The organism is Bacillus sp. CH_48 (genome assembly GCF_038008465.1).
Lineage (GTDB): Bacteria > Bacillota > Bacilli > Bacillales > Bacillaceae_G > Bacillus_A > Bacillus_A thuringiensis_S.
On sequence record NZ_JBBOZF010000001.1, the window covers coordinates 1,644,128 to 1,656,328 of the forward strand.

Consider the following 12,201-nt stretch of genomic DNA (forward strand, 5'->3'; position numbering starts at 1 on the left):
TCAGCCCCTCATTAATACAAGCGTTATTGTATTAGTATTGAGGGTTTTCGTTTATTTTAAACAATGAAATTTCGAAAATAAAAAAGCCCCTTCCATTAAGAAAGGAGCTCAAAGGCACGTGCTGGCCAATCGGTAATGATGACATCTACACCATAATCAATCATAGTTTGTAAATCTTTGTATTCGTTAATTGTATATGGACGGAAAACATATCCTTGCTCTTGTGCTAACTGCACAAATTCTTTCGTTAATAGCTGGAAGTTTGGATGTAATCCACTTGCTTCTCTATGTTTTGCTTCGGCAATTGGATCAGCAATCGGTGTATCATATAAAATTGCTCTTGGAATTTCAGGAGCAATTTCTGCTAATAATGAAACAGAGTCATGGTTAAATGATGAAAATACAATTTGATTTGAAAGATGATATTCACGCACAAGTGCAACAACTTTTTCCTCAATATTTGGGTAATGAATAACATCTGTTTTTAATTCAATATTTAGTTGTAAGTTCGTTGTGGAAAGCCAAATGAAAACCTCGCGCAACGTTGGAATTTTTGCTTCTTGGAAAGAAGGGGCTTTATGGCTACCAGCGTCCAATGATTGTAATTCCTCTACCGTTTTTTCAGAAACAAGTCCAACGTCATTTGTTGTACGATCGACGGTTTCATCGTGAATTACGACAAGTTCACCATCTTTTGATAGGTGGACATCGAGTTCAATTCCGTGAGCGCCAATGCGTTCAGCTTCTTGGAAGGCAATCATCGTATTTTCGGGATGTGTTCCTTTTACTCCGCGGTGAGCAAAAATAAGTGGTTTACTCATATGAAAATCTCCTTATTATCTCTTTTCTTTCATTATGAAACTGCTTTAGGGAAAATACAATTGAATATGACAAACATTTACAAAAGTCTAACAGTTGCAGAAAAGTTAACGTTAACGTAAAATGTAATAATTGAGTGAAGGGAGGAATAAACATGTATAAAATTGATGAAGTAACAAAGCAAGTCGGTTTAACAAAACGTACACTTCGTTATTATGAGGAAATTGGTTTAATTCATCCCCCAGAACGTAGTGAGGGGAATATTCGTCTGTATACGGATGAGGATATTGCCAGAATTAAAAGAATTGTAGAAGCGAAAGAAGTGCTAGGAATCACACTTCAAGAAATGCAACATTTCTTATCACTAAAAGAAAGAATGGAGCAAAGAAGAAATAGCGAGAACCCTCGTGATCGTGAAGTGATTCAAGAAATTAAAGATATGCTTGAAAAACAAGTGCAAACGTTAGACGAAAAAATGGAGCAAATGCAACGTGTAAAGGCAGAACTCGAAGATAGTTTACATCGTGCAGTAACATTTTTAGAGAGCACAAAAGGAGAGTAATCAAAATGGAGAGCAAACAAAAACTAGGGAGATTGATTACAGTGGTAGCTACCTTTCTTGCCTTTTCGGGTATAGGGGTAGTTGACCCAATCTTGCCGATTATTGCTGAGAAAATTGGTGCAACGCATTGGCAAGTTGAAATGTTATTTACCGCTTATATTTTAACGATGGCAATCATGATGTTACCAGCTGGTATATTTGCATCGAGATTTGGTGATAAACGAATGATGACAATCGGTCTTGCGATTGTGACTGTATTTGCGTTTATATGCGGTATATCGCAAACGATTGCTCAATTATCTCTTTTCCGTGCTGGATGGGGATTAGGAAATGCGATGTTTTTTGCGACAGCAATGACACTGTTAATAGCATTAAGTAAAGAAGTTCATGAAGCAGTAGGATTATACGAAGCAGCTATCGGCTTAGGTATGGCTGGGGGGCCGTTATTGGGTGGAATACTAGGTGGACATTCTTGGCGTTATCCGTTTTTCGCGACGAGTATTTTAATTTTCTTAGCATTTATTTTAGTATTCTTTTTTGTAAAAGAACCAGAGCGAAAGGTGAAGCGTAAGGCTGCTGGCGTAGGGGAATTACTTAACTTGGTGAAGTATAAACCATTTATGCAAGGTGCTATTTCAGGGATGCTATACTACTACGGATTTTTTGTTGTGTTAGCATATTCACCACTTATTATGCATTTATCAGCTATTCAATTAGGCTTTGTATTTTGCGGATGGGGACTGGCGTTAGCTTACGGTTCTGCAATTTTAGCACATAAGCTAGAAGGGAAATATGAACCAAAAACATTATTGAAGGGGAGTTTACTCGTATTTGCGATTTTCTTAATTGCACTATTCTTTGTGAAAATTATGTGGTTACAAATTACTCTTATCGTTTTATCAGGATTGGCATCTGGCTTAAACAATGCATTATATACAAGTTATGTAATGGATATTTCACCTTATGAAAGATCTGTTACGTCAGGTGTTTATAACTTTGTTCGTTGGTTAGGTGGTGCGATTGCTCCAATTTTATCAGGAGTTATCGGGCACACAGTTTCACCACAAAGCCCATTTTTAGTTGGGGGAATTGTTGTGTTAGTTGGTTGTATTATGATCTTAATTCCAATTCGTAAACCAGTAGAACTAGAGACGAAAACCCTTTCTTAAGAAAGGGTTTTCTTTATACACATATGTTAGAACCCTCTGACTAAAATATATTTTCGGTATTTTTGTACTTTTAACTATACATTTTGGATGTTTTGTTTTATTTTTGTTAGGGGACATTAATGATGTCCCTATTATAAATTTGCATTGAAAGGCGTGATTGTACGATGGAACTATGGTTCACTGAAAAACAAACAAAACATTTTGGGATTACGGCGCGTATTAACCGCACATTACATACGGAGCAAACAGAATTCCAGAAACTTGATATGGTTGAAACGGAAGAGTTCGGAAACATGCTTATTTTAGACGGCATGGTTATGACAACAGAAAAGGACGAGTTCGTTTATCACGAAATGGTAGCGCACGTACCTTTATTTACACATCCAAACCCTGAAAACGTATTAGTTGTTGGCGGCGGCGATGGCGGTGTTATTCGCGAAGTGTTAAAACACCCAAGTGTAAAGAAAGCAACTCTTGTTGAAATCGATGGAAAAGTAATTGAGTACTCTAAACAATACTTACCATCAATTGCAGGCGCATTAGATAATGAGCGTGTAGAAGTAAAAGTAGGAGACGGTTTCCTACACATCGCAGAAAGCGAAAATGAATACGACGTAATTATGGTAGATTCTACTGAGCCAGTAGGCCCAGCAGTAAACTTATTTACGAAAGGTTTCTACGCTGGAATCTCTAAAGCGTTAAAAGAAGATGGTATTTTCGTTGCACAAACGGACAACCCTTGGTTCACACCAGAACTAATTACAACTGTGTTTAAAGACGTAAAAGAGATTTTCCCAATTACTCGTTTATACACAGCGAACATCCCAACTTACCCAAGTGGTCTTTGGACGTTCACAATTGGATCTAAAAAACATGATCCATTAGAAGTAAGTGAAGAGCGTTTCCACGAAATCGAAACGAAATACTACACAAAAGAATTACACAATGCAGCATTCGCATTACCGAAATTTGTTGGCGATTTAATTAAGTAAGAAATCGAGTTTGAACAAATAAAGTGTAGGTAGCTCATTTAAGGTGTTTGTCCAGAAGACTTGAACATGCTAGCTACTTACACTCCTGTAAAGAAAATCGTCTTCTTATTGTTAAAAAAGAAGACACCGGTAAATCGAGAAAGAGGAGCAGTTCGCTCCAAATTTGAGAAATAATGAAAGGTTGGGATACCTTAAGTTCCACATAAGGAGGAAAAGAATATGCGTTTTGATGAAGCTTATTCAGGTAAAGTATTTATTAAAAGTCATCCAAGTTTTGAAGAGTCAAAGGTAGTTATTTACGGGATGCCTATGGATTGGACAGTAAGTTACCGTCCAGGTTCTCGCTTTGGTCCTGCACGTATTCGTGAAGTATCAATCGGTCTTGAAGAATATAGCCCATATTTAGATCGTGAATTAGAAGAGGTAAAATATTTTGATGCGGGTGATATCCCATTACCATTCGGAAACGCACAACGCAGTTTAGACATGATTGAAGAGTATGTATCAAAACTTTTAGATGCCGATAAGTTTCCACTAGGTCTCGGCGGTGAGCACCTAGTGTCTTGGCCAATTTTTAAGGCAATGGCAAAAAAATATCCGGATTTAGCAATCATCCACATGGATGCTCATACTGATTTACGTGAATCGTATGAAGGGGAGCCTTTATCCCACTCTACACCAATTCGTAAAGTGTGTGATTTAATTGGTCCGGAAAACGTATATTCTTTCGGAATTCGTTCTGGAATGAAGGAAGAATTTGAATGGGCGAAAGAAGTAGGTATGAACTTATATAAATTTGACGTATTAGAACCGTTAAAAGAAGTATTACCGAAACTTGCTGGACGCCCAGTCTATGTCACAATCGACATTGATGTATTAGACCCAGCTCACGCTCCAGGAACAGGAACGTTAGAAGCTGGCGGTATTACATCTAAAGAATTATTAGATTCCATCGTAGCAATTGCAAATTCAAATATAAATGTAGTTGGAGCAGACTTAGTAGAAGTAGCTCCGGTCTACGACCATAGTGATCAAACACCAGTCGCAGCAAGCAAATTCGTGCGGGAAATGCTGCTCGGTTGGGTGAAGTAAAAGTGAAGCCGACTGTTTAGACCCGGTGAATAAGGTTCTTCCCTGCAAAAGGTGCTTTTTACCTTTTAGCAGGGAAGGTTCTTAGACGCAAGGGTCTAGGAGGCGTAACTGGATAGAAATAAAAGCGGAAGCGGCTCGCTCAGAATGTGTCGGTAAGTCGATATATAAAAAAATCGTCGATATAATCTTATTTACCATGGCAAGACATGAAAAAAAGAGTTATTCTCAAAAGGTGAGAATAACTCTTTTTCTTATGCAACTTTCTCTTCCGAATTAACGCCGCGAATTTCATCAGCAGAGCGGATCGGATATTTGCGGAACACAATAGATCCGATGTATCCGATAATAGTGGTAACGATTCCACATAGTACAGCAGCAATCGTTACTTTTATAACGTCATTAAATCCGAATAGGACGAGAAGACCTGGAATTGGTGATGCTGTTCCTGGTGCATTATTAACAAGCTGGAATAGCGATGTAATAATACCGGCAAGTGCACCGCCAACGAAATTTGTCATATAAATTGGAATTGGATTTGCTGAGACAACATCGGCTTGTGTTAAAGGCTCGATTGCTACAGCAATTGTATCTTTCTTTGAACAAATTTTTAATCGTTTAAAGAAAATAAAGTTCATCGGGGCTGAAGCTGCTACGGCAAGACTACCAATTGCCATTGGTAAACCTGTTAATCCAAGCATTGCAGTTAGTGCCATAGAACTCAGTGGAGAGGTAGAAATAACTGTTATTAATCCACCAAGCATAATACCCATAATGATAGGACTTTCTGTAGTTGCAACTGATATCATAGAACCGATTTTACCAAGTGTTGCGTTAACGAGCGGATCCATAAGCATTGCCATTCCACGTGAGATTGGTGCAGCGATAAATAGGATTGCTAAAAATTCCACACCAGCCGGTAATTTCTTTTCGAGAAATTTCACGACGAAGGCACAAACGTATCCGGCGAAAAATCCTGGTAAAATACCGAATCCACTAGTAGCGATACCAATTAAAACAGCGTATACGGGGGAAACACCGATTGCTAATGCGACTAAAATCGCTGCTGCAACACCGCTCATACTACCAGAAGCTTCTCCTACTGATTGTAAAAAGTCATTGTGAAACATTTCTCCACCTATATAACGGTGAAATGCTTCAATAAGAAAACTTGCGATTGCTGCATTAGCTAAAGCACCCATCGCCTTCATTCCGTAAGGCGCACGGTAACTGAAAAGTGTAAATAGACAAAGTACAACAAGTAATAGTGCTAAACCTTGCAAGATAGCCATTTGAAAACTGTCTCCTTTGATTTTTGTAATAAAAATTCGTATCATTCAATAATAATATAAAAGTGTATGAAACGGAAAAATTTTTTCTTGGGAACTTGCTGTAAGAAAAAATCCCTTACAATAATGTAAGGATTGTGTAAGACTTTTAGATAGAGTATAGTATGCTCTTTTCCGTATAATACAAGTATAGATATAATACTAGTGAGAAAGAAGTGCAAACAGGAGGCGCATGTATGAAATTGGTAATTAAAGTTTTAGCTGTATTCGCCATCATTTTAGGGGGAACAGCATATTATTTAAACACAAAAACAGAAGGTGTACATGCTTTTGTAGACAACTTCTTTTCAAATAAAGAAATACAAGATTATTATGCGGTTGTAGATAAAGGTGAGAAAAAAGACGGTGAATATTTGTATACATTTAAAGGGTATACAGAGGACGGAAAGCAACAAATTATTAAAAGAATGGTAAATCGTGAATTGCATGCAGGTGCTTTTATAAAAATTTATGCAAAAGGTATGCAAGGAAAAGGATGGGCTGAAATAACGAAAGAGTCAATCCCGCAAAAAGCGTTGCAAAAAATAGAAAAATCATAAAAGGAGCGAATCGTTCGCTCCTTTTTTAGTGCGTTAAAATAGTGATAGATGTATTTTCTTTGTTAGAAATGATTTTGGCATGTCCACCAATTGGAAAAGTAAAAATTGGAGTTGTATGTCCAAAATTTGCATTTGCAATAATAGGAATATGTGCAAGTTCAGGTTTTGAAGCAATCATTTCTTGAATGTCCGCTATCGTACATTCTGCTTCTTTTTGCATTCTTCCTATTACAATACCTGTTATATGTTCAAAATTAGGTTGCTGCATAAGGGAATGTAGATAGCGATCAAAAGTTTTAAGTGTCGATTTTCCTGTTAAACTGTCTTCTTCAAGGAATAAAATTTTGCCCTTTAAGTTTGGCATATATGGTGTGCCTTGTAGTAAATTAAGTGTGCTCATATTGCCACCGATAATTTCTCCTGTCGCTTCCCCCTTTTGAATTGGAACATACCCTTCATTTTTAATAAATTCTCGATTTTCCTGATCCATATACCAAGAATCATCGCTCCACGTTTCCGCTGGAATGATTTCAATAGGCTCATTAGCGGTTAAGCATTGTAAAAAGTAATCAGCCGTGTAATGGAGTCCTTTTTCCATTCCAAATGAAGAGAAGTGGGGACCTGAATATGTAACGAGACCCGTTTTTGCGTAAATTGCATTATTTAAGGCAGTAATATCAGAATAACCACAGAAAAATTTTGGGTTTTCACGAATTAAATCAAAATCGAGATATTTCAATAAACCATTCGAGTTGTATCCGCCAAGTGTAGTTAAAATAGCTTTTACATTAGGGTCTCTAAATGCTTCATGGAGGTCTTGGACGCGGGAAGAAATAGAAGAGGAAGCAAATCGATCTATCTCATCGGCATATTTTGAGAATGTCACTTGAAAGCCCATGTCAGTTAATCTTTTTATAGCAAGTTTTCTATTTTCATTTGAAACAATAATTAAACTACAGGATGGTGAAATCACGCGTATTTCATCACCCTTTTTTAACTTTGTTGGTATCAATGAATTCACCTCTATAATTAAAAGAATATTTAGATTTAAAAAATATTTTATCATATGAAATAAAGTAGAAGGGAATTATTTTTTGAAATGGAGTTTTCCTGATTTTTCAGCAGACAGACAGCGTCTTTTTTTGATATGATAGGAAAAGTGATTTATTATAAGTAGTATTTAATATCTATAACATTTGAAAGGTGTGCAAGACGTGAAGAAACAACTTGCAGGCTTGCCGGTACACGTTCATTTCGTAACAGAAATCCGTGAAGGGGCGAGGAAGGAAACCGTTGCTTTTGAAGCAAATGGTCAATACTATGTAAAAGGTCAAGGTACATATGTAACATTCCAGGAGCCGAACGAACAAGGCGAAGTGAAAACAATTATTAAAATTCAAGATGAACAAGTTCTCATTATGCGTTCAGGTGCTATTTCTATGCGTCAGACGCATGTGAAAGGTGAATGGACAACGGGTACGTATACGAGTGAACTTGGTACGTTTGCACTGCAAACGAAAACTGATAACGTTCTTTTTAAATGGTCGGATGAAAAGAAAAAAGGACAACTCTTCTTAACGTACGCATTGCTTCTAAGTGAACAAGAAGCTGGCAGATATACAATTACAATTAATTTGAAGGAGGCAAAATAATGAATTCCTTAGAACAGGTAAAAGGATTGATTAAAGAAGAAATTCAAGCTGCTGTATTAAAGGCAGAATTAGCGACAGAAGAACAGATTCCAAACGTTGTATTAGAATCTCCAAAAGATAAAACAAATGGTGACTTCTCTACAAACATGGCAATGCAACTTGCACGCGTTGCGAAAAAAGCACCTCGTATGATTGCAGAAGAACTAGTTGCAAACTTCGATAAAGCAAAAGCTTCTATTGAAAAAATCGAAATCGCTGGTCCTGGTTTTATTAACTTCTATATGGATAATAGCTACTTAACAGATTTAATTCCAACAATCGTAAACGCTGGTGAAGCTTACGGTGAAACGAACACTGGTAAAGGTGAAAAAGTACAAGTTGAGTTCGTATCTGCGAATCCAACAGGTGACCTTCACTTAGGACATGCACGTGGTGCGGCAGTGGGTGACACTTTATGTAACGTATTAGCAAAAGCAGGATACGATGTATCTCGTGAGTACTACATTAATGATGCCGGTAACCAAATTCATAATTTAGCTCTTTCTGTTGAAGCTCGTTACATGCAAGCTTTAGGTTTAGATAAAGAAATGCCAGAAGACGGTTACCATGGTGCGGATATCATTGGAATCGGTAAACGTTTAGCTGAAGAGTTTGGCGATCGTTACGCAAAAGCTGATGCTGAAGAAAGCTATGAATTCTACCGTTCATACGGTTTGAAATATGAGTTAGCAAAACTTCAAAAAGACTTAGAGAGCTTCCGTGTTAAATTTGATGTATGGTTCTCAGAAACATCATTATACAAAAACGGAAAAATCGATGCTGCACTTACTGTATTAAAAGAGCGTGACGAAATCTTTGAAGAAGGCGGAGCAACTTGGTTCCGTTCAATGACTTACGGTGATGACAAAAACCGTGTATTAATTAAAAATGACGGTTCTTACACATACTTAACGCCAGATATTGCTTACCATCGCGATAAATTAGAGCGTGGTTTCGATAAGCTAATCAACATTTGGGGTGCTGACCACCACGGTTACATTCCTCGTATGAAAGCTGCTATTCAAGCGCTAGGTTACGATAAAGAAACACTTGAAGTAGAAATCATCCAAATGGTACAACTATACCAAAATGGTGAAAAAATGAAAATGAGTAAGCGTACAGGTAAAGCAGTTACACTTCGTGAGCTTATGGAAGAAGTAGGCGTGGACGCAATGCGATACTTCTTCGCAATGCGTAGTGGTGATTCTCATTTGGACTTCGATATGGACTTAGCTGTATCAAAATCTAATGAAAACCCAGTATACTATGCACAATATGCTCATGCTCGTGTATGCAGTATCCTTCGTCAAGGTGAAGAGTTAGGATTAGCTGCAGATGGAGATGTGAATTACAAACTTGTTACTTCTGAGAAAGAAGTAGAGTTACTGAAAAAGCTTGGTGAATTCCCAGCTGTAGTTGCGGATGCAGCACAAAAACGTCTGCCACACCGCATTACAAGCTATGCATTTGAATTAGCAGCAGCATTACACAGCTTCTACAATGCAGAAAAAGTATTAAACCAAGATAACTTAGAATTAAGTAAAGCTCGTTACGAGTTAATGAAAGCAGTACGCACTACGCTTCAAAATGCATTAGCAATCGTAGGAGTATCTGCACCAGAAAAAATGTAATGAAGAAAAGCGGAGCCGACTGTTTAGTCCCGAAGGCTAAGGTTCTTTCCCACAGAAGATGCATTTTATCTTCTCGTGGGGAAGGTTCTTAGACAGAAGGGGCTAGGAGGCAGAGCTGGACATAAAGAAAAGCGGAAGCGGCTCGTTCAGAATAGGAGGGGGATGGAGCTCCTGACAGAGAGGCGTACTTTGCCTCGGAGGAAGGCGCGAAGCCACCGAGTATTCTAGCCGCTGGAGCTAGACAATAAAGAAAAGCGGAAGCGGACTTTCGTTTTTAAATAAAAGGCAATCACATGATGTTGTGATTGCCTTTTTGTATGGAGATAATAAAAAAATAAAATTTTATCAAACAAAAGGATAATTTGCGTCGTCTTATATAAATGACAGGAGGCTTATGATGGAAGAAAAGGTAGAAGAATTAATTGATATATATAAGCAGCAAATATATTCCTTATGCTATAAGTTAGCGAAAACGAAAGAAGATGCGGAAGATATTTTTCAAGAGACGTGGATAAAGGTTTTTTCATCAAGGCATCAACTTTCCTATGTGGATAATTATAAAAAATGGATTGCTACAATTTGTGTTCGTACGTTTTATGATTTTTATCGTAAGAAAAAAAGGTGGAAAGATCGAATATTGGATTTGTTTCATAAAGAAGATGGTGGAGAAATAGATTTCGCAGATGAAGTAAATATATCAGAAGAATGTATTCAAAAAGTGGAAGCGGAAATGATACGGGAAGTTATACAGTTATTGAATGAAAAGTATAAAACTGTGCTCGTACTCTACTATTATGAACAATATTCTTATAAAGAAATTAGTGAAATATTAAATATACCGATTGGTACAGTGAAATACCGCCTTAATTATGCGAAGAAGCAAATTCGAGAACATTTGGAGGGGTTCGTTTATGACGGAAGATAAGTTTGATCAGAAGATAAAAAGTAGCTTAGCGGGAGAGATGGTTCCTAACGAAGAGCTAATAAACCATACGAAACAGAGCGTGCGAAATGCTCGAAAATTAGAAAAGAGATGGGTTGTTTTCATTCATGCTATTTGGATGATTGTATTAACAGTCACCCTAGAGCAGTTTGTTAGTCATTTGGATCATAAAATATCTGTCATTATAACGATAGTTATTATGATGCACATATACATTCCTATATATGTTGTCATACAGGCATTTTTAAAGAAGGAGTATAAATTACATGATAGGGTTCGCTAATCCATTTGTAGTATTTGAGATAGCTGGGATTACAATGTTTTTGGCTTTTATAGCACTTTTAGTATGTGTAGCATCATGGGTATATACAGATGCGAAAACGCGTGGAATAAGTAAGTGGTGGAGTGTTATAGCGATTATATTGCCATTTTTTATTGGAGTTTTGTTATATATGACACGCAGAAATAGCCGGAAAGTAGAAGGAGAATATACGATGAAGAGTATGAAAAAGCAAAAGGTAACATTAGTTGTTATATTTGCAAGTGCGATGTTTGTATTACTTAGCGGCTTTGCTTTCGTTCAAACGTTAGATGATATGTGGAGAGCTGGTGATATATATTTAGAAAATGAAAAGAAAGGGGAGACAAGTTACGAGGCAAAATTCTCATCATGGGATATTGCTGGGAAAGATATTGAACTTGAGTATGCAAAAGATACAGAAGTAACATTTTCTTATGAAACAGATGCAAAGCGTGGTAACTTATGCTTTAGCTTGTATGAAAGACAAGGAGAAGGGATAAAGGAATTAAAGGAGATTTGTGAATCGAAAAAAGGTACTTTTAAAGCTACATTAAAAGCAAATGAAAAGTATGTATTCAATATAAGTGGTTTAATGGTGAAAGATGGTTTTGTAAAAGTGAATTGGGAAGCAAAATAAAGGGCCCCTGAGAAAGGCCCCTTATTTTATTGGATTGTATAAGTAACAGAAAAACTAACAGGACTATAGTAAACGTAAGGTGCATGAAATTGAACATACATATTTCCATCTGTTTTTGCAGTGAAAATTCGGCCGTAACCATCAGAATAACGCCCAATAAGGTTATGATTTGAGTCATAAACACTGTAACTAGGAGTTTTGCTGTTAGGATGAATTGTTAGTTCTTGTCCTTTTTGAAGGAAAATAGGTTCTTGTTCAGAACTACCTCCAGTTTGCAAAGAATAAAATTTTGTAAAGCTTTGTTCTTGAGCGGCAGCAGCGACTTTTGTTTCAGGAATAAACGCGGTAGCTCCGGTAATTCCTGCTAAAGTTAACGCACCTACTAAAATCATTTTTTTCATAATAGAAAAAGCCTCCTTATTAGTTGTAATCGGTATTGTTACAGTTAATATTGTATACGATAATGAGTAGGATAAAAT

Annotated in this window: 14 protein-coding genes; 10 read left to right on the top strand and 4 right to left on the bottom strand. The window is 37.0% G+C overall.

The genetic code is table 11. The features are described from left to right. Positions 1–95: 95 nt before the first annotated feature. Positions 96–821: a glycerophosphodiester phosphodiesterase gene (locus N2V92_RS08105; protein ID WP_016078215.1), complete on the bottom strand. Its 726-nt coding sequence runs from the start codon at positions 819–821 to the stop codon at positions 96–98. 152 nt (positions 822–973) lie between these two features. Between N2V92_RS08105 and N2V92_RS08110 the strand changes: the two genes are divergently transcribed. From N2V92_RS08110 to speB, 4 genes are all read left to right on the top strand, one after another. After that, positions 974–1,381, top strand: coding sequence for a MerR family transcriptional regulator (locus tag N2V92_RS08110; RefSeq protein WP_000276560.1), 408 nt, complete (start codon positions 974–976; stop codon positions 1,379–1,381). A gap of 5 nt (positions 1,382–1,386) precedes the next feature. Continuing rightward, positions 1,387–2,550 (top strand): MFS transporter, encoded by a 1,164-nt coding sequence (locus N2V92_RS08115; protein ID WP_000444236.1) that lies wholly within the window; start codon positions 1,387–1,389, stop codon positions 2,548–2,550. A gap of 164 nt (positions 2,551–2,714) precedes the next feature. Beyond that, a complete protein-coding gene (gene speE, locus N2V92_RS08120; protein ID WP_000424696.1) occupies positions 2,715–3,542 on the top strand; it encodes a polyamine aminopropyltransferase in 828 nt (275 codons plus the stop codon). Between the two features lie 219 nt (positions 3,543–3,761). Beyond that, complete coding sequence (gene speB / locus N2V92_RS08125; protein ID WP_001209831.1) at positions 3,762–4,634, top strand: agmatinase; 873 nt, start codon at positions 3,762–3,764, stop codon at positions 4,632–4,634. Positions 4,635–4,885: 251 nt separating this feature from the next. Here speB and N2V92_RS08130 read toward each other — a convergent pair whose 3' ends face one another. Then, positions 4,886–5,923, bottom strand: a complete 1,038-nt coding sequence (locus N2V92_RS08130; RefSeq protein ID WP_000996325.1) for a PTS sugar transporter subunit IIC — start codon at positions 5,921–5,923, stop codon at positions 4,886–4,888. Positions 5,924–6,156: 233 nt separating this feature from the next. On the opposite strand from N2V92_RS08130, the gene N2V92_RS08135 reads away from it, so the two are divergent. Further along, on the top strand, positions 6,157–6,519 hold the full coding sequence (locus tag N2V92_RS08135) for a YxeA family protein (protein WP_000779932.1): 363 nt from the start codon (positions 6,157–6,159) through the stop codon (positions 6,517–6,519). A 25-nt stretch (positions 6,520–6,544) separates the two neighbouring features. Here N2V92_RS08135 and N2V92_RS08140 read toward each other — a convergent pair whose 3' ends face one another. After that, on the bottom strand, positions 6,545–7,531 hold the full coding sequence (locus N2V92_RS08140; protein ID WP_016078213.1) for a S66 family peptidase: 987 nt from the start codon (positions 7,529–7,531) through the stop codon (positions 6,545–6,547). Between the two features lie 202 nt (positions 7,532–7,733). Here N2V92_RS08140 and N2V92_RS08145 point away from each other — a divergent pair, with 202 nt between their 5' ends. From N2V92_RS08145 to N2V92_RS08165, 5 genes are all read left to right on the top strand, one after another. Next, the gene (locus N2V92_RS08145; RefSeq protein ID WP_000744343.1) at positions 7,734–8,171 is read left to right on the top strand and encodes a DUF1934 domain-containing protein; all 438 of its coding nucleotides are present in this window, start codon (positions 7,734–7,736) and stop codon (positions 8,169–8,171) included. After that, on the top strand, positions 8,171–9,841 hold the full coding sequence (gene argS / locus N2V92_RS08150; protein ID WP_001086463.1) for an arginine--tRNA ligase: 1,671 nt from the start codon (positions 8,171–8,173) through the stop codon (positions 9,839–9,841). The genes N2V92_RS08145 and argS overlap by 1 nt, the downstream gene beginning before the upstream one ends. Positions 9,842–10,238: 397 nt before the next feature. Beyond that, positions 10,239–10,766, top strand: coding sequence for an RNA polymerase sigma factor (locus N2V92_RS08155; RefSeq protein ID WP_000391647.1), 528 nt, complete (start codon positions 10,239–10,241; stop codon positions 10,764–10,766). Beyond that, complete coding sequence (locus N2V92_RS08160; RefSeq protein ID WP_000133816.1) at positions 10,753–11,067, top strand: hypothetical protein; 315 nt, start codon at positions 10,753–10,755, stop codon at positions 11,065–11,067. Before N2V92_RS08155 ends, N2V92_RS08160 begins: the two co-directional genes overlap by 14 nt. After that, entirely contained in the window at positions 11,051–11,722 is a 672-nt protein-coding gene (locus tag N2V92_RS08165) for an ECF-type sigma factor negative effector (RefSeq protein WP_042596781.1), read from the top strand. Before N2V92_RS08160 ends, N2V92_RS08165 begins: the two co-directional genes overlap by 17 nt. Positions 11,723–11,748: 26 nt before the next feature. On the opposite strand, the gene N2V92_RS08170 is transcribed toward N2V92_RS08165, so the two are convergent. Next, positions 11,749–12,123, bottom strand: coding sequence for a hypothetical protein (locus N2V92_RS08170; RefSeq protein WP_000738257.1), 375 nt, complete (start codon positions 12,121–12,123; stop codon positions 11,749–11,751). Positions 12,124–12,201 lie beyond the last annotated feature (78 nt).